The organism is Thermostichus sp. OS-CIW-33, from assembly GCF_054059615.1.
This window is the reverse complement of sequence record NZ_JBSSCH010000002.1, coordinates 188,493-204,711: the sequence shown is the minus strand read 5'-3', so window position 1 is coordinate 204,711 and position 16,219 is coordinate 188,493. Positions and strand designations below refer to the sequence as shown.

Genomic DNA, 16,219 nt, shown 5'->3' with positions numbered 1-16,219 from the left:
CATAGGTTACAAACAACAGACAGGTATGGGCAGCCAGAACTTGGGGAGCTGCCTACTGCAGCATCAAAAAAAGAAAGTCTTCTAGGTTGGTTAGGAAGGTCAGCACCTCAGCGGTTGTTCGTTCTTCATCTGGGGATCCCAACTGGACGGCCTGTTGAATCAGCTCTCGAACCGGCGTTGGCCCTTGGAGCAATGGCGCCAACCAGCTCACTTTCTCGGCAGGGATGCTGATCCGCCCGTGGGTGGCTCCTGTCCACTGCATTTCGTAGGGCCGCTTCTCTTGCAGGGCTTTGCTGTACTCCTGGCGAAAGCGGGGGTTGTCCATCAACAGGGGATTGAATTGTACGGATCCCGACAGCCAATCTTCGTCGCTCCAAGGCAGCACCGGCGAAGAGCCGGCATGCTCCGCCCAAAAGTCGATGAGGCGATGGACAGGGCGAAGGAGTTCATACAGATGCAGCCGCTCCATGATGCTGAGGGTTGCCAACCGCTGCCGCACAAACTCAGGCACCTCTTTAAACAAAGACTCCACCGACCAGTCGGGCCTATCCACCAAGCTCAAAAAGCTCAACCCCGCCTGCTGCAACATGCGAAACAGGTCGGGGATCGTGAACCCCTTGTCGTTGGAGAGTAGGTAATTATTCATAATGGCCGCATCTTCGGCATAGTTGGCCGGGTTCCAGAACACCGCCTGGGCCACTTCTTCTCGCAGGGATCCCATGAACTCCCGCACATTCTTGGCCCCTACTGCTGGCGGAACGTCAAATTGCCCCACCTTTTGCAACCCCTCTTGCAGGCGGAAAAACACCTGCCGTTGGTAGCGGCTGTGGAGATTGGCCCGGATGATGCCATCGGGCTTGAGGACATTTTTCATGGCCCGCAGGCCCTCGGTGGGATCCTCCAGCAAATACAAAACATCATTGAGGCTGATGAAATCGAATTGGATCCCCAGACGCTCCAGCTCCAGCAGATTGAGGACATAAAACTCGGCATCTGCGAAGCCGTGGTGGCGCAGGCGTTCTTGGGTGAGCTTCACCGAAGCAGGAGACAGATCACAGGCAACAATCTGGGCCCCTGGATTGGCCTCGGCCATCATCAACGTTTCCCAGCCGGAGCCACAGCCGGCATTCAACAACACCTTGCCCTCTGGCGGGACGATGGTATGGGTGCGCAGGTACTGAGCCGTGGTGTAGCTCATCTTAAACATCTCCGGCAGGGCATTGCGAGCCGTCTGCGAGAGGGGCACATTAGGGTAGGGCAGAGCCTCGTAAAGGCTCAAGGCTCGTTCCGAAGCGGAGAGGGCAGAGCTGGCCATAGGCAGGGGAAAGGCTCAACGGTTCAATTTATGATTGAGTGTAGCCCTGGTCGCGACAGCCTCAGGGATCCGCAAAAAACTTGCCATGGCTACTGCTTCCTTGCCCCGTCGTCGCTCTCGCTTCTCCCTGGCAGGCACTCTGGCCGCCGTTGGGGGGGCGTTTCTGTGTGGGATCCTGGTGGTGCGGCTGCAGTTGCCGATGCTGGAGCGGATCAATCTGGGAGAATTGGAAAATGCCGAGGCCCGCAAAAACCGCAACATTGCCCTGGCCAATACGCTGGGGTGGCTGGGCTACCGCAACTTGGGGGCTTCCTGGCTGTGGCTGGAGCTGATCCAGTACTACGGGGATGCACCGGCTCGCACCCTGACTGGCTATGGCCTGGCCTACGACTACTTCGATCACATGCTGCGGCTGGATCCCCATTTCCTCTTGGGCTACCGGCTCTCTAGTTTGGTGTTGGCCTATCGGGCCGGCCAGCCGGAAAAAGCCGTCGAGATTTTGGATCGCGGCTTGCAGCAGTTCAACCCCCAAAACAACCCTGACGCCTGGCGACTTTATGTGGATCGCGCCCTACTTAACTTTATGTTTCTGGGGGACGCGGAAGCGGGCCGCACCGATTACTACCAAGCTGCTGCCTGGCGAGAGCAGGTGGGCCTGCCTGGAGATGAATTTCGCCAGTTGGGGGATAACATCGCCCGCAGTCCTCTCAGCCGCCGTTCCCAATTCGATGTTTGGCTGAGCGTGTATAACTCCACCACCGACCGGGATACCCGCCTGTTTGTCTTGGAACAACTGGTCCAGTTGGGTACCGTGCTGCAAACGCTGCCTACGGGGGAGATCGAGATCCTGCCCCCTCCTCTGCCCGACTTCCCCGACGAAGAACCCTATCGCTTGCGCCTGTGATTTGATCCGGGGGACAAAGATTGCGCCTTAGGGCTGTGACGTTGCCCCAAAAGGTGAGCTAAACTCTAACCCAAATTAAGCCGACCCCACGAGCCGACTCTTCGAGAGCCGCGGCTTTTCGTGGGAGAGGTTCGCTTTTCCGACGTAGGGAGCAGCTGGCTCTGTTGCCTTTGCCAGGGAAGAGCAGCAGCCAGCCTCACGGCAATCCCCAAGGACGCTCTGGGATTCCGGTTTGTTCCCCCAAACTTCTCTATCTTATTATTTCTTAACTTTTGTTCTTGTTCTGCACAATAGGAGTGACCCCCATGACCTCAAGAACTTCCCTTCTGATGACTGTGGCTGTCCTTTCGGGCAGTTGGCTTGTTCTTCCGGCGGCAGCACAATCTTCCGGGACGGCCCGGGTGCGGTCGGTGGTGGATGGGGATACCTTCTGGGCGGACTTGAACGGCAGGCCAACCCGTTTCCGTCTGGCCTATGTGGATGCGCCGGAGCTGACCCAAGGGCGCTGGGGGCGGCTATCCCAAGAGGCTCTGCAAAACTTGCTCCCGACGGGATCCCTGGTGCAGGTGGATACCCTCTATGTCACACCGGAAGGGCTTCACATTGCCCAGGTGTACAACGCCGATGGTTTGGTGAATTTGGAGATGTTGCGCCAGGGTCAGGCGGTGGTTTACGAGCGCTTTTTGCACGGGGCCAATCGGCAACGCTACCTAGAAGCCCAAGAGGCGGCCCAAGCGGCGCGGTTAGGCTTCTGGCAGCAACGCAATCCGGTGATGCCTTGGGAGTTTCGGGAGACGGCCACGCAAACCTCGGCCTTTGCGGGGGTCAATGTTTTGGATGGTTCTTTGATTCGTGAAAATCCGGCGGCGGCTGCGGGTGTGGGGATTGCTACTGCGGTGGTGATGGTGGGTCTGAGCAAGGTGCTGTGGAGAAAGCCCAGCCGACAGAGGGTGAGCATCCGGCAGATGGAGCGGGATCTGAAACAATTGCAGCGCAGCCTGACCACAACCCTGGCCAGTCGCAAGCAACTGGAACGGCGGTACGACGAAATTTTGCAAAAGGCCGAAGATTGGTTTGTCAGGGCTGAGAAAGCCAGCCAACAGAACCAGGATGACCTTGCCCGCGAGGCTTTGGTCCGGCGCAACCAGCACATGAGCGCAGCAGAAGCGGTTCGCAAATCTTTGGATGAAGTTGAAGCACAGGTGGCAACCCTTCGCGAAGGCATTTCCCGCCTGGAAAGCCAGATCTCGATGGCCAAGCTGGAGCGGGAGATGAACAACTGACGCGAACGCAACCATGCCCAACTCCTCTTTTGCGTCTTTTGCGCTAGAGGAGGGGATCTGCGCACTTGGGCTAAGGCAAGGACGGGGGCAGACTTTGCAGGATGGTGCGGACGACTGCGGCCGAGTTGAGCGCCGCCGTTTGAAAAAAACTCAAGAAATCCGTATCGTCCCCTGCATCGCTAACCGAGCGCACCAGCAAACAAGGGATCCCGGCTTCTTGCGCTACTCGCACCACGGCTGCCCCTTCCATCTCCACAACCAAAGCGCCGGTGCGTTCTCGGATTTGTCGGCGTAGGTCTGCGTCGGCCACAAACACATCGCCGGTGGCCACCAAGCCTTGATGAATGACGGGATCCCGGCCTTGTAGGGGGTGGAGAGGGATCCGCTCGGGATGGGCCACAATCAGGTCGTAGAGGGCGCTATCGGCCTCGGCCAGTGGGTGGCGCAGCTCTGGGATAAAGTCGATCCCCAAGACAAAGCCCTCGGGTCGTCCGGTGCCAAAGTCGTGCTCAATCGCCGCATGGGCCAGCACCACATCTCCCATGTGCAGGTGATCGGCCAAGGCCCCGGCCACACCGGTAAAAATGATCCCCTGCAAAGGGAAATGGGCCACCAACAGAGCCGCCGTGGTTGCCGCCCGCACCTTGCCCACCCCACCTTGTACCACCACCACCGGTTGCCCCGCCAGGGATCCCTGGTGGAACTGTCGCCCCAGATGGGTATGGATGGAGCAGGTTTCCATTGCTGCGGTGAGCATGGCCACTTCCTCGGGCAGGGCTCCGAGAATGCCGATGGCTTTCTGGGGGAGATGAGATGGAGATTCCATAGAGCTTCCCTCAGGTTCTTCGAAAGACTTTTGAACAGGCTCTCTCTCCAGTTGGCGGGGGGGATCGCTTGCCCTCACCTGTCCGGCCACTTAGTGAACCATTGCCAACGGTTTCATTCTCGCCTGAGTTGAGGATCCCAAAGCGATGACCGGATAGGTCGGAGTCTTAGGCGGTATAGCGGTATAGTTGAGGTGGTTGGATAGGGAATAGGGGGAAGACCATGGTCTACAGTGAGCCGCTCATGAGCACCTTTAACCCTTCGCCAGAGGTTTTTCCAGAGCCCCTTCGCTGCGTTGAGGTTGTCTCGGCGGTGGTTTCCAGCCTCAAAGAGGATGCGGCCTACGAAAACCATGAGCAGGGACACACCTGGAAGTTCACCTACGGCACGGCAGAAGTGTTCGTCCATCTGAGCGGCGAATCCCCAGAAGACACCCTTTTGGTATGGTCTCCTGTTCTCTCTCTGCCGGTGGCAGAACCCGCCAAGTTGATGCAGAAGCTCCTGGAGAAGAATTGGAGCGACACCCTAGAGGCGCGTTTTTGCATTTGGAACAACCAGGTGGTGCTGAACCACTACCGCACCTTGGAAGGGATCACAGCGGGCGAAATTTCCCGGGCCATCACCATTGTGGCCAGCTTGGCCGATGAATATGATGAGCCCCTCCAGGCGGAGTTTCCCAAAGTTTAGGGTCTGGCTTTGCCGGGATGGGATCCCAGGGATACTGGCTCCCCTACCGCGTGGCCTCTGGGGCCCGGCAAATGGAGCAGGATGCCTGGCTTCTGCAGCGGCTGCGCCATGACCCTCACCCCTGCCTGCGCTTTTATGGCTGGGATCGGCTCACCCTCTCGCTGGGACGGCACCAGGTTTGGCCAGATCCCCTGCCAGGGATCCCGATTGTGCGCCGACCCACGGGGGGAAGGGCGGTGCTCCATCAGGCGGCTGAGGATGCAGCAGAGCTGACCTACAGCTTGGTGTTGCCCCTTTCTTACTTGCAAGCCAGGTTGCCCAGTTTGCAGCGGGCCTGGGTGTACGACTTCTGTTGCCGCTTTTGGGTGCAGGGGTTGGCGGAGCTGGGCATTGCCATAGATGAGCCCGCTTTTGCTCACGGCCGAAGCCACCGGGATCCCGGCTACCGCAACAAGACCAGTTGCTTTGCCTCCCGTACCCGTGCTGACTTGAGCTGGCAGGGCAAAAAGCTGATGGGCAACGCCCAACTGTGGCAACCTTGGGGGATCCTGCAACAGGGATCCCTCCTATTGCAACCCAATCTAGAGCTGTGGGAACGGTATCTGCCCGGCTCGCAGGTGATTGGTATCTACGACATTTGCCCCACGGCGCCAGGGATCCCTGCTTTGATCGAACATTTTCTCCAGGCCGCCCGGGAGTGCTTTGAAGTGGAATGGCAAGAAGAAGCCTGGCTCCCCTGGCCGGACTGAGGGCCGGTTGCTGTTAACAATTACTAGCAACAAGAAGCGGCTTGTCTCAACCGTTCCCCAACTCCCCTCTCTCCCTGGGAAAAGGACTGCCAGTCTAGCCGAGACAGCTGTGCTAGAACCTAGGCAGCGCTCAGCCAGGTAAGCCATGCCGAAAGTTTGGGCGGCAGTTTTGCTAGTTGTATCCCTGCTGCCGCAGCCCGCTTGGGCCATTACCCTTGAACAAGTGCCCAACCCCCGCCGTCAGTATGGAGGGTGGGTTTCCGATACCGCCAACATCCTCAGCAGCAGCACCGAAAACGAGCTCAACCGTCTTATCACTCAGCTTGAGCAGCGCACCAGTGCCGAGGTGGCAGTGGTTACCGTGCCGAATACTCAGGGATATGCAACACCAAAAGACTTCACCACGCAGCTATTTAACTACTGGGGGATCGGCAAGGCAGGCCAAAACAACGGGGTTTTGTTTCTCATCTCGGTAGGGGATCGGCGGGTGGAAATCGAAACGGGCAGGGGCCTGGTCGCTATCCTCCCCGACAGCCGAGTCCAGCAGATTATCGACCAGCAGATCCAGCCTCGGTTTCGCAATGGGGATTTCGATGGCGGCACTCTGGCGGGGGTGCGGCAGTTGACCTCGGTGTTGCAGGGCCAGCCCGTTGCCAATGTTCCTGCGGCAGCTTCTGGAGTTACCACCTCAACGATTGCAACTTCTTCTGGGGCAGTGGCCCAGGGCATTGATTCTTCCCTGGTGGAAGGGATCCTGCTGCTGCTGGGGATCATCATTTTGGGACTGGGGTGGCAGCGCTCTCGCATGCCCGTCTCTCTAAGGGCTGAGCGAGGGGGAAGACAAGTCCTCTCCCTGACACGCAGAGATCCAAGAATAGGTGCTGTGCTCTCTTCGGTTCAGAGCGACCCCATTCGTCTCTTCCTCTATTCGGGATCCCTCTGCCTTGGCGTGTTCCTAGGATTGTCCAGCGGCAACTGGCTGGGGTTCGCTCTGCCGGTTGTGGCTGCTATGGCCACTGACGGCACCTTGGGCCGGAAGCGTGGGATCCCTTTTCAGCCAGTGGTCTGTCAAGCCTGTGGTCGACCCATGCGACTCATCCAGCCCCAGCTTCTGGATAAGTACCTTCCCCAAGAGCATCGCCTGGCCAGGAGCCGCGGCAGAGCTCGCTACTACGGCTGGTTTTGTCCTACCTGTCAAGGAATAGCTGTGGTTGTGCGCGAAGGCACGCTCTCCCGACACCTTTACTGCCCTCGGTGCCAAGCCCTCACCCTCGACCTCACCACACAGGTTCTCAGGGAAGCCACCTATTCCTCTAGCGGCTTGAAGCTGGAAATCCTGAGCTGTCCTATCTGCGGGTACCGCAGCGAGCGAGAGGTGGTCATCCCCGAGCTCAGCGACACAGACACAGATTCAGACTTCGGTGGAGATTCAGGTGGAGATTCAGACTTCGGTGGCGGTAGCAGCGGAGGTGGCGGAGCGGGCGGCAGTTGGTGAGACCCAACTCTAGAGATTTCTCTATCGATCTGAAAAAGGAGTCGGGCTTCTCTTAAATCCGCCAGGACAGTACAGTGGTAAGGGAGCAGCAATAGAAACTGGCTAAGGACGGATCTCTCATGACCCTCGGAGAAGGCGTACAACTGGTTACGTTTGTGGTGCTATCGGCGATGGCCATTGGCTTCGCGCTAGGCGTGGTTTGGGCCCCCAGCATTGTCTATTCCGGTTTTCTGCTCGGGGGCGTTTTCCTGAGCATGGCCGGGTTGTATCTCCTCTTGAATGCCGATTTTGTGGCCGCAGCCCAAGTTCTGATCTACGTCGGCGCGGTTAATGTGTTGATCCTGTTTGCCATCATGTTGGTGAATCGGCGCTACAACTTTGCTCCTCTGAAGCTGGGCTGGCTGCGCAACGGAGTGACGGCGGTGGTCTGTTTGGGTCTGTTTGCCCTTCTAGCCGCGATGGCTTTGAACACCCCTTGGCCGCTGCAGCCGATCCAACCTTTGAGCAGTGTGTTGGTGATCGGCGGCCACTTCTTCAGCGATTATCTTCTGCCTTTTGAGCTGGCTTCTGTTTTGCTGCTGATGGCGTTGATTGGGGCCATTGTCTTGGCGCGGCGGGAGTTTGTTCTTCCCCAAGCCGGAGAAGGGGATCTGAGCTTGCTGGAGCGGGCCCGACCCCAGCTGGAATCAGAGTCAGAACGACCGGCAGAGCTGGTGAGCACCCGCTAAAGCTGACTGCTCTCGGCCATAAAACCTAGAGCTTTCCCGAGGCCCCTGTCATTGTGTATCTACATGGAGCTCATCGCGATGTTGCAACTGCAGTTTTTCTTGGTGGTGGCAGCGATTCTTTTCTGCATTGGTATTTACGGATTGATTGTGAGCCGCAATGCGATTCGCGTCCTGATGTCGATTGAGCTGATGCTCAATGCGGTGAACCTGAACTTCATGGCTTTCTCCAACTTTGTCGATTCAGCGATGATTCGCGGCCAGGTGTTCTCGGTGTTTGTCATCACTGTGGCGGCTGCCGAGGCCGCAGTGGGCTTGGCCATCGTGCTGGGGATCTACCGCAACCGCGCCACTATCGATATGGAGAGCTTCAACTTGCTTAAGTGGTAGCCTTTTTCCGTTGCTTATTTTGCATCAAGGCAAGGCTAGCAAGCTGAAGTCAAGTGAAGCCAGAATGCCTAAGTAAAGGAAAAGGATAGAGGGGTCAAGTGGTAATTTTTTCTGGGAAAAATAGGAGGGTGGCGAGAGATTGTAACCAGTATAGTCATTTTAAACAGGGATGAAACATTTCCGTTGTATTGCTTTCTAGCTCCCCTCTCCTCTGGGAGCGGTCACGGAGGCGAGGCGGAACGCTTGGGGAGTGTCCCAGTCTAGTTTGGAATGACTATAATTTGTAATTTTTTACAGAAAGAGGCGTTTTTCAAAAGCTGAGCTGGCACTTGTTCTCTCGTTTTAACAAGTTGGCCAGAAACTTCTTAAGCTTTCTCTACTCTGTAGGCACGCTCTTCTGGATCCAGCTGATCCAGCTAGACCAGGGCATGGGGTAAGACTACTCCAAGATCCTATTCTCCCTCGGGGGGTGCTGCCGCCTCAGAATCCAAAATGGCCCCTGCTCCGTAAGAGTCAATATCGATGGCCTGGGATCCACCGGCAGCCAACAGAGCCATCAGGGATCCCAACTGCCACCACACCAAGCCTGCCGTGCTCAACACTAGGATCCCACCGACGCAGGCGGCCAAGGCCATAGACAGGCCAAACACGTTCAGACACGCGGCCACAAACCCAGAGGTAAACAGGCAGCAGAGACTGTAGGTGAGGATCACCCCAGGAGTGCGGTAGCGAATTTGCGCTTGGCTATCCCGGTTGAGCTGCCAAAGGGCCACCTGGTATTCCAAATTGTCCTTGAAAATGATGCCAAAGATAACAGCAAAAAAGCTGAATAAGGCGATGGCAGAGTAAATGGGGGGATTGACGAAGGGATCAGAAAGGGATTCCATAGGGCTGACCTCGGTTTGGGATCCAAGTCCTTAGCTTAACACTTCTTAGCATCACAGAAGATGTCTAGCAGGTCAATGTCAACAACACAACCGATAACGCCAGACCCAGTTGGGGCATGATGAGAACTGGTCGGGTATCACCTCATCTGCAAAAGGGCTGTAATCTGAGATGGGGGCTAAGAGCAGTAGGATGTTCGACAAGGGGCTGTAGCTCAGATGGATAGAGCAAGCGCCTCCTAAGCGCTAGGTCGGCGGTTCAAGTCCGCCCAGTCCCGCTTCCTCAAGCCGCCAGACTCCTGCCTGGGCAGGTCAACGATAGAGGTTGCAGGAGTTGTGTAGGTTGTAGCCGGAGACCAAAACCTCTTGCTGGCGATCCCCAAGGCCGATGTCACAGCGCAGGGGATCCCCACCAGCAGCTGTGTAGGTGTGAGACTCCGTCATCCAACGCATGCCAGCTGGGCCAGGAGTGGGAGGAACAACTTCGGGGAGACGATAGTTGGGGGCTTGCCAGGGATCTTGCAGATAACGATCCCCGTGGATCCCTCCGAATTGAATATCGGCGTAGCCGGAGGGATAAACCGTAAAGTCCATGCGGAAGATTTCCGAAGCGCGGCCAATGGTCGCCAAAGCTGTTTGGGCTTCAGCAACTCTGGAGCGGCGAATGTGGTTGAGCAGGTTGGGAATGGCCACCGCGCAGAGAGTACCGACAATCACGATGACCACCAGCAACTCGATCAATGTCATGCCACGAGGAGCCGCAGTGGCCAGACGAAAGAGGATTCTCCGGAGATACACTTCATGAGGGGAAAACCGACTCATAGCAGTTCCAGTCCCGCTTCGGGAGAAATCAGGCACTTAGCTAAACCCAAAGGAGCTTGCCCCAGTATTCCAGCCTTTCCTTGGTTTCAGGTTACCCTTTGCGGATCCAAAACTTTCCCTGTCAAATCACGCGAACTCCTGAATCCAAAACCCCACTGGATATCAACTGTAGGTAAATTTTTTGTAAACTGGCTTCAAGTTTTAAGGCCAGATAAATCTGAGTTCACTGTGAACTGTTTTCGCGGCTGTCTATGGGGTGACACTGCCAGTTGCTACTGCCCCAAACTTTTATGTGTTACCCATTTTTGGAACAGCAACAGATGAATTTTTGCCTGTGGCTATCTCAATCCTATGGACGGGAATGTCAGACTTATGGTCATTTCGATTCAAACTGGGGCACTGACCCACGCCTAAAACCTTTACTTTCAGAGCGGCGGGAGCTTTGGCAGGATGAGTACGTCGTTCTCAGCCCCCTGTTGGGATGGGGCAATACCCCGATTAGCCCAAGATGTCTATACAGCGGCGAATCAATACCTCACTCATGCGTTGGCGGTAAAGGGCGCTGGCCCGAAAATCCGCGATCCAGCCGTGGGCTTGCTCTGCCAAAAGTTGGGGAAGATGTTCTGGATCGGGCCGGGATCCCAGCCGCACCAGTTGTGGGGGTGAAAGGGCAGCATTGAGTCCGAAGCGATAATCGCCTGAGTCGGGATCGCGGGATCCAGCGACGATCACCAAGGCGGGATCCGTTTGGGTGATGCCGAGCCGCTGAAAGGTGCTGGGGCCGCGCAGCCGTTGGGCCGGGATCCAGATGGATCGCAAGGCTTCGCCCGGCTGCAGCAGAGTTTGTTGGGGGCCGATTTGAAAGTCCTGAGCGGGGATGTGGCGCAGGGATCCCTGCAGATCGATCAGCGTGTAGGTGGCCTCAAGAGCGATCAACACGGGTGCTACGACACCGACACTCAGGGCCAGGCAGAGATTTCCCCCTATCGTTGCCAAGTGGGCCACCTTAAAAGAGGCCAAAGACGCCATTCCCTCGCACAGGGCGCGGATCCCTGGCCAATGGGGTGGCCAATCGTATTGCAACAGTTGCTGGAAGGTACAGGTTGCCCCCAGTTTTAACCCTTCTGCACTGATTTCCAGCTCGTTCCAGTCCAGAGGATGCAAATCGATCAGTCCCCGCAGGTGGGGTTGCGGCTGTGAGAAGAGCCAAGTCCCCCCGGCCAGCCAGTTCCAGCCGGGATCCCATGCGGTCAAGCCCTCAAGCTGTTGGGGACGAATGTAGGTGTGCAGATGGTGCAGATCCATGGGTTCTCTCAGGCAGGGATCCAGACTGCAGGCTTCAGGGGGCTAGAGAGCTTCCTGAAAGCATTGGGCGAGGGCCTGGCATAGCTCAGGGACAACATCAGCAGGCCAAAAACCTTCTCCGCGCCGGCCTTGATGCAATTGCACGTAGAGGCCCCAGGCGGTGGCGCTGCCGCTGGCAATCAACGTCAAAGCAGGGCAAGTCTGCTCCAGCGTAATGCCCTCCTCCGCCATCAGTTGGGAGGCGATGGCCTCCATATCCTGCTGCAGGCGCTGCACCCCCTGCACAAACGCTTGCCACTCCTCCTGAGTGAGCTCCAGCGCCCAGGCTTCTCCCCCCACCAGCGCAACAAAAGGGGAACGGGTGGGATCCCAGCCCAGCCTCCAGCCGGATCCCTTGTGCAGAGAAGAACGAGCCAAGTAGGAACTCCGTCCCACTGTCGCGATTGGGAATCCATCACCGTTGTTGGCAACAGACAGGCAAGGAAAAGCATCCATGGTGCTCCCCACTGCTGACGCAATCGCTGCAGGTAGGCCAAAAAAGATGGGGGTAAAATCGACAGGGTGTGTTTTAGGATAAAGCGGCCATGGCCAGTTGTCAGGCTCTCACTGCCAAACCCCGTCGGTTTTTAGGGGCTCCGTCCCGCTGGCGCAAACAGAGCACCCTCATTTCCGGCTTGGGCCTGTTGCTGACGGCCTTGGCGCTCCATGCCGCCGACGCAACCGGAGTTCGTGAAGAGACCTTGGCCACGGCAGCCACCCCCGAAAACCCAATCCTGCATATAGGCATTGTGCAACGCTTTGGCCGTTCTGAGACGGATCAGGTGGAGCTGGCAGCGCCGATGGGATCCCTTCTCACCCTGGAATTCCCTCAAGCAGACGGCAGCACCCAGACCCAGCGAACGCCTCGGGTCAGCATCGGCATTGTCAATCGCGCCCTGACCACCCCGGAAACCGTATACCGTCTAATCCTCAGCAGCCACAAAAGTTTTGAGAGTGCCGAGGCCAACGCCAACCATTGGCAGTCTCTGGGCATCAGCACCGAGATCGCCCAGCCGCAAGAATGGCAGGTGTGGGCCAACCGCGCCTACACCCCGCAACAACTGATCCAGATTCAGCAGTATGCCCAGAAGGAAGGGATCCCCCATGTGCGGCTCGAGGTGCAGGAGCGACGCGAACGGGCGGAGCTAAGCTGGGTTCATGAACACTTTCGCTACCACCGCACCCGCCTCAGGGTGACCTCCGATGCTGGCTATCTGCGGGTGAACGACCGCCACTACGCCGGCTCTATTACCATTCAGCCCAATGCCTACGGCAGCTACACTGTGGTCAATGCCGTGCCTCTGGAAACCTATTTGCGGGGGGTAGTTCCCCACGAGGTGGGGCCAGGGGCCCCTTTTGCCGCGATGGCCGCCCAGGCGATTTTGGCGCGCACCTACGCCCTCAAGAACCTCCACCGCTTTCAGGTTGACGATTATCAGCTCTGTGCCAATACCCACTGCCAGGTTTACAAGGGATTGACCGGAACCCACCCGCGGGCTGACGAGGCCATTCGCCAAACCAGTGGCCTGGTGCTCACCTACAATGGCGAGCTGGTGGATGCTGTCTATTCCTCTACCAATGGCGGCATCTCGGCGGCCTTTGAAGATGTTTGGGACGGGGATCCGCGCCCCTACCTACGCCCGCAAGCGGATATTGCCCATCGTGCTCCGCAGGGCGAGGAGCGCCATCAACCGGGTAAGCCCCTGGATTTGCGGCAGGAGAGCAGCTTCCAGGCGTTTTTGGCCCAGCGAGAGGGCTTCAACGAAGCAGGAGTATCCCGCCTATTCCGCTGGGAGTTCTCCCTATCTTTGGAGGAGCTGAACACCCAGTTGCGGGCCGGCCAAGACTACCTAGGGATCCCGATGCCCACCTGGAGCAGCATCGCGGGGATGCAGATCCTGGAGCGCTCCGCCAGTGGCCGGGTGCAGGTGATGCAATTGGACTTGCAGACGGCAGAAGGGATCCGCTCGATTCTTTTGCGCAAGGATCAGGTACGCTTGGCTTTTCCTCGCCTGTACAGCACCCTGTTTCGGATAGAGCCTCTGAAACAAGGGGAGCGATTGGCAGGCTATCGCTTCATCGGTGGCGGCTTTGGCCATGGGGTGGGCCTGAGCCAGTATGGCTCCTATACCCTGGCTCGGCAGGGGTTTAACGCGGCACAAATCCTCGCTTTCTACTACCCCGGCACCACCTTGGCCCCGCTGGGATCCCTATCCTTGCAGTTGCCTGCCGCCTCAGCAGCCTACTCTATCCGCTAGAGGTTGGGTGAAAGTTATGGCCGTTCGCGACAGCGGGACAGAGCCTTTAGAAGAGCTACGAGAGCAGAGCGCCGGACATCCCCATTCTCCTTCAGACGGGAGGGATCCCTCCCCTGAGGGACACAGATCCATTGGCGACGGCGGGACAGAGTCCTCCGCTGCTGCAGCAGAAGGGGAATCGGCGCCCGGTCGTGTCAGCAGTGGGGAACTGTCTGCGATCCCGGCTGCCCCGCCAGGGTTTAAGTCGGGGTTTGTGGGGCTGATCGGGCGGCCCAATGTGGGCAAGTCCACCCTACTCAACGCCCTGGTGGGACAAAAGATTGCCATCACCTCTCCCGTGGCCCAGACCACCCGCAACCGCCTGCAGGGGATCCTCTCCCTACCCCAAGCCCAGATCATCTGGGTGGATACCCCTGGCATCCACAAACCCCACCACCGCCTGGGGGAAATCTTGGTACACAACGCCCAGGCAGCCATTGCCGCTGTGGACGTGATCCTCTTCGTGGTGGATGGATCGGTGCCGGCAGGACGCGGGGATGCTTTTATTGCCGAGCGGATCCCTGCTGCTTCCCCCTGCCTGATCGTCTGCAACAAAGCGGATCTGCTTCCTCGGGATGCTGCCGTGCGCCAAGCTCACCAAGAGAGCTACCAAGCCCTGCGCCCCGGCGCTCCTGTCGTTTGGGTGTCTGCCTTGGATCCCAGCAGTTTGACACCCCTGATCCAAGCCACCATCGATCTGCTGCCCACCGGCCCCTACTACTACCCGCCGGATCTGGTGACGGATCAGCCGGAGCGGTTCATCATGGCGGAGCTGATCCGAGAACAGGTGCTGCTGCAGACCCGCGAGGAAGTGCCCCATTCCGTGGCCGTGACCATCGACCAGGTGGAAGAAACCCCCAACGTCACCCGCATCTTGGCCACCCTCTATGTAGAGCGGGACTCGCAAAAGGGGATCCTCATCGGCAAAGGGGGGGAAAGGCTCAAGCGGATCGGCCAGGCAGCCCGCCTGCAGATTCAAAAGCTGATCCTGGGCAAGGTGTACCTGGAGCTGTTTGTCAAGGTGCGGCCCCACTGGCGGCGCTCTGAGCACCTTCTGCGCGACTTGGGCTACAGCGCTACGTCCCCCTAGCGGGAATAAGCCATTTGCGTCAGCAGGACGGAGTTCTTATGCCCCCCTCTCCCCTTGTGGGTAGGAGACTGGGGTATTTGCGCGAGCAGCACAGCGTGCTTGGGGGGAATGCTTCAAAAATGCCTTAAAAATGCCTTGGATCTGCTTGGAATAGATGCCGGATGGGATCCCTGCGTTAGCTTGGATAGCAAAGCCTTTGGAGTTCAACGGCAGTTTTTCCCATCTTGCTTTGCTGCCCCGCGCTATGACCGCTTTCTATCCCGCTACGGTTCAACCCGGCGCCCGCACCCTGCCGGGCCACTACTACGTCTCCTCCAGCCGTTTTGAGGCGGAGATCGAGCGGATTTTTTATCGGCAGTGGTTCTGCGTGGGGCGCAGTGCCGATCTGGCCCAACCCGGAGACTTTTTGCAGGTGCAGGTGCTCAGAGAAAGCCTGATCCTGGTACGGGATCCCAAGGGGCAAGCCCATGCCTTCTTCAACCACTGTCGCCATCGAGGAACCCGACTCTGCAGCGAGCTCCAAGGCCATTTTGCCGATGGGATCCCTTGCCCCTACCACGCCTGGCGCTATGGGCTGGATGGACAATTGTTGGCGGCTCCCCAGATGCACGAGGTGGAAGACTTTCGCCGTGAAGATTATCCCCTCCACTCCGCTGCCTTGGCAGAATGGGAAGGCTTCGTCTGGGTCAACCTCAGCCGCCATCCTCAGCCCTTCGATGAGGTTTTTGCCCCATTGCAAGGTCGTTTCCGAGAGTGGAACCTGTCTGCTTTGTGGCGAGGTCATCGTATTGAATACAACGTTCAGGCCAACTGGAAATTGCTGTTTGAAAACTACTCTGAGTGCTACCACTGCCCCCTCATTCACCCGGAATTGGCCCGTCTTTCGCCGGCTCGCAGCGGTCGCAACGACCTGATGGAAGGCCCCTTTTTGGGCGGCTACATGTTGCTCAACCCAGATGTGACCAGCCTAAACATGAGTGGCCAACGCAGCTTGCCCCTGATCTCCACCGTGCGAGGCGAGAACCAACGGCGGGCCTACTACTACACCCTTATGCCCAATCTATTCTTGAGCCTGCAGCCGGACTATGTCATGACCCACACTCTGTGGCCCCAGGGATCCGACCGGACGCGGGTCGTCTGCGATTGGCTGTTTGAGCCGGAGACCTTGGCGCTGGATGGTTTTGATCCCAGCGAGGTGGTGGAATTGTGGGATCGCACCAATCGACAGGATTGGCACCTGTGCGAGCTCACCCAGCAAGGGGTGGGATCCCGTGCCTATGAAGCAGGGCCTCTTTCCCATGCAGAAGGGTTGCTGCAAGCCTTTGGGCGGGAATACCGCCGGCAGATGCAGGAGTTGGAAGAACAAAGCTGCTAAAAAAGTGTTAGGGACAGAGGGTTTTTGTTGATTG

The 16,219-nt window shown here is 57.9% G+C and carries 16 protein-coding genes and 1 tRNA gene; 11 read left to right on the top strand and 6 right to left on the bottom strand.

From position 1 onward, the window contains the following. Window positions 1–52: 52 nt before the first annotated feature. Entirely contained in the window at window positions 53–1,315 is a 1,263-nt protein-coding gene (locus ACVWZG_RS02325; protein WP_457405503.1) for a class I SAM-dependent methyltransferase, read from the bottom strand. Window positions 1,316–1,400: 85 nt separating this feature from the next. Here ACVWZG_RS02325 and ACVWZG_RS02320 point away from each other — a divergent pair, with 85 nt between their 5' ends. Both ACVWZG_RS02320 and ACVWZG_RS02315 read left to right on the top strand, forming a co-directional pair. After that, window positions 1,401–2,219: a hypothetical protein gene (locus ACVWZG_RS02320; protein ID WP_414416993.1), complete on the top strand. Its 819-nt coding sequence runs from the start codon at window positions 1,401–1,403 to the stop codon at window positions 2,217–2,219. 305 nt (window positions 2,220–2,524) lie between these two features. After that, window positions 2,525–3,502: a PspA/IM30 family protein gene (locus ACVWZG_RS02315; protein ID WP_011432908.1), complete on the top strand. Its 978-nt coding sequence runs from the start codon at window positions 2,525–2,527 to the stop codon at window positions 3,500–3,502. Window positions 3,503–3,572: 70 nt separating this feature from the next. Here ACVWZG_RS02315 and ACVWZG_RS02310 read toward each other — a convergent pair whose 3' ends face one another. After that, window positions 3,573–4,328: a 5'-methylthioadenosine/adenosylhomocysteine nucleosidase gene (locus tag ACVWZG_RS02310; protein ID WP_414357952.1), complete on the bottom strand. Its 756-nt coding sequence runs from the start codon at window positions 4,326–4,328 to the stop codon at window positions 3,573–3,575. 221 nt (window positions 4,329–4,549) lie between these two features. On the opposite strand from ACVWZG_RS02310, the gene ACVWZG_RS02305 reads away from it, so the two are divergent. From ACVWZG_RS02305 to nuoK, 5 genes are all read left to right on the top strand, one after another. After that, window positions 4,550–5,014: a YbjN domain-containing protein gene (locus ACVWZG_RS02305; protein WP_414328810.1), complete on the top strand. Its 465-nt coding sequence runs from the start codon at window positions 4,550–4,552 to the stop codon at window positions 5,012–5,014. 17 nt (window positions 5,015–5,031) lie between these two features. After that, window positions 5,032–5,763, top strand: coding sequence for a lipoyl protein ligase domain-containing protein (locus ACVWZG_RS02300; protein ID WP_414417249.1), 732 nt, complete (start codon window positions 5,032–5,034; stop codon window positions 5,761–5,763). A gap of 145 nt (window positions 5,764–5,908) precedes the next feature. Then, window positions 5,909–7,258 carry a TPM domain-containing protein gene (locus tag ACVWZG_RS02295; RefSeq protein ID WP_457405500.1) on the top strand — a complete coding sequence of 450 codons (1,350 nt, stop codon included), beginning with the start codon at window positions 5,909–5,911 and terminating at the stop codon, window positions 7,256–7,258. 119 nt (window positions 7,259–7,377) lie between these two features. Further along, complete coding sequence (locus ACVWZG_RS02290; RefSeq protein WP_011432903.1) at window positions 7,378–7,986, top strand: NADH-quinone oxidoreductase subunit J; 609 nt, start codon at window positions 7,378–7,380, stop codon at window positions 7,984–7,986. A gap of 81 nt (window positions 7,987–8,067) precedes the next feature. Continuing rightward, a complete protein-coding gene (gene nuoK, locus ACVWZG_RS02285) occupies window positions 8,068–8,373 on the top strand; it encodes an NADH-quinone oxidoreductase subunit NuoK (protein WP_414328814.1) in 306 nt (101 codons plus the stop codon). Between the two features lie 452 nt (window positions 8,374–8,825). Here the strand turns inward: nuoK and ACVWZG_RS02280 are convergent, their stop codons facing one another. Further along, the gene (locus tag ACVWZG_RS02280) at window positions 8,826–9,260 is read right to left on the bottom strand and encodes a hypothetical protein (RefSeq protein ID WP_011432900.1); all 435 of its coding nucleotides are present in this window, start codon (window positions 9,258–9,260) and stop codon (window positions 8,826–8,828) included. A 201-nt stretch (window positions 9,261–9,461) separates the two neighbouring features. On the opposite strand from ACVWZG_RS02280, the gene ACVWZG_RS02275 reads away from it, so the two are divergent. Beyond that, window positions 9,462–9,535, top strand: a tRNA-Arg gene (locus ACVWZG_RS02275). A gap of 34 nt (window positions 9,536–9,569) precedes the next feature. Here ACVWZG_RS02275 and ACVWZG_RS02270 read toward each other — a convergent pair. The 3 genes from ACVWZG_RS02270 to ACVWZG_RS02260 form a co-directional block, all read right to left on the bottom strand. Next, the gene (locus ACVWZG_RS02270) at window positions 9,570–10,004 is read right to left on the bottom strand and encodes a type IV pilin protein (RefSeq protein WP_457392082.1); all 435 of its coding nucleotides are present in this window, start codon (window positions 10,002–10,004) and stop codon (window positions 9,570–9,572) included. Between the two features lie 573 nt (window positions 10,005–10,577). After that, window positions 10,578–11,384, bottom strand: coding sequence for an FAD binding domain-containing protein (locus tag ACVWZG_RS02265; RefSeq protein WP_457405498.1), 807 nt, complete (start codon window positions 11,382–11,384; stop codon window positions 10,578–10,580). Window positions 11,385–11,426: 42 nt separating this feature from the next. Beyond that, window positions 11,427–11,801: a DUF1818 family protein gene (locus ACVWZG_RS02260; RefSeq protein WP_414421756.1), complete on the bottom strand. Its 375-nt coding sequence runs from the start codon at window positions 11,799–11,801 to the stop codon at window positions 11,427–11,429. Window positions 11,802–11,968: 167 nt separating this feature from the next. Between ACVWZG_RS02260 and ACVWZG_RS02255 the strand changes: the two genes are divergently transcribed. The 3 genes from ACVWZG_RS02255 (at window position 11,969) to ACVWZG_RS02245 (ending at window position 16,185) form a co-directional block, all read left to right on the top strand. Next, window positions 11,969–13,681, top strand: coding sequence for a SpoIID/LytB domain-containing protein (locus ACVWZG_RS02255; RefSeq protein WP_457405495.1), 1,713 nt, complete (start codon window positions 11,969–11,971; stop codon window positions 13,679–13,681). 16 nt (window positions 13,682–13,697) lie between these two features. Further along, window positions 13,698–14,810 (top strand): GTPase Era, encoded by a 1,113-nt coding sequence (era, locus tag ACVWZG_RS02250; protein ID WP_457392094.1) that lies wholly within the window; start codon window positions 13,698–13,700, stop codon window positions 14,808–14,810. Window positions 14,811–15,054: 244 nt separating this feature from the next. Then, window positions 15,055–16,185, top strand: coding sequence for an aromatic ring-hydroxylating oxygenase subunit alpha (locus tag ACVWZG_RS02245; RefSeq protein ID WP_457405493.1), 1,131 nt, complete (start codon window positions 15,055–15,057; stop codon window positions 16,183–16,185). The last annotated feature ends 34 nt before the right edge of the window (window positions 16,186–16,219 follow it).

Coding starts and splice junctions, on each gene's coding strand:
- era (WP_457392094.1), top strand. CDS start 13,698: ATGGCCGTTCGCGACAGCGGGACAGAGCCTTTAGAAGAGCTACGAGAG.
- ACVWZG_RS02300 (WP_414417249.1), top strand. CDS start 5,032: ATGGGATCCCAGGGATACTGGCTCCCCTACCGCGTGGCCTCTGGGGCC.
- ACVWZG_RS02270 (WP_457392082.1), bottom strand. CDS start 10,004: ATGACATTGATCGAGTTGCTGGTGGTCATCGTGATTGTCGGTACTCTC.
- ACVWZG_RS02325 (WP_457405503.1), bottom strand. CDS start 1,315: ATGGCCAGCTCTGCCCTCTCCGCTTCGGAACGAGCCTTGAGCCTTTAC.
- ACVWZG_RS02305 (WP_414328810.1), top strand. CDS start 4,550: ATGGTCTACAGTGAGCCGCTCATGAGCACCTTTAACCCTTCGCCAGAG.
- ACVWZG_RS02315 (WP_011432908.1), top strand. CDS start 2,525: ATGACCTCAAGAACTTCCCTTCTGATGACTGTGGCTGTCCTTTCGGGC.
- ACVWZG_RS02245 (WP_457405493.1), top strand. CDS start 15,055: ATGACCGCTTTCTATCCCGCTACGGTTCAACCCGGCGCCCGCACCCTG.
- ACVWZG_RS02265 (WP_457405498.1), bottom strand. CDS start 11,384: ATGGATCTGCACCATCTGCACACCTACATTCGTCCCCAACAGCTTGAG.
- ACVWZG_RS02255 (WP_457405495.1), top strand. CDS start 11,969: ATGGCCAGTTGTCAGGCTCTCACTGCCAAACCCCGTCGGTTTTTAGGG.
- ACVWZG_RS02310 (WP_414357952.1), bottom strand. CDS start 4,328: ATGGAATCTCCATCTCATCTCCCCCAGAAAGCCATCGGCATTCTCGGA.
- ACVWZG_RS02280 (WP_011432900.1), bottom strand. CDS start 9,260: ATGGAATCCCTTTCTGATCCCTTCGTCAATCCCCCCATTTACTCTGCC.
- ACVWZG_RS02295 (WP_457405500.1), top strand. CDS start 5,909: ATGCCGAAAGTTTGGGCGGCAGTTTTGCTAGTTGTATCCCTGCTGCCG.
- ACVWZG_RS02290 (WP_011432903.1), top strand. CDS start 7,378: ATGACCCTCGGAGAAGGCGTACAACTGGTTACGTTTGTGGTGCTATCG.
- ACVWZG_RS02320 (WP_414416993.1), top strand. CDS start 1,401: ATGGCTACTGCTTCCTTGCCCCGTCGTCGCTCTCGCTTCTCCCTGGCA.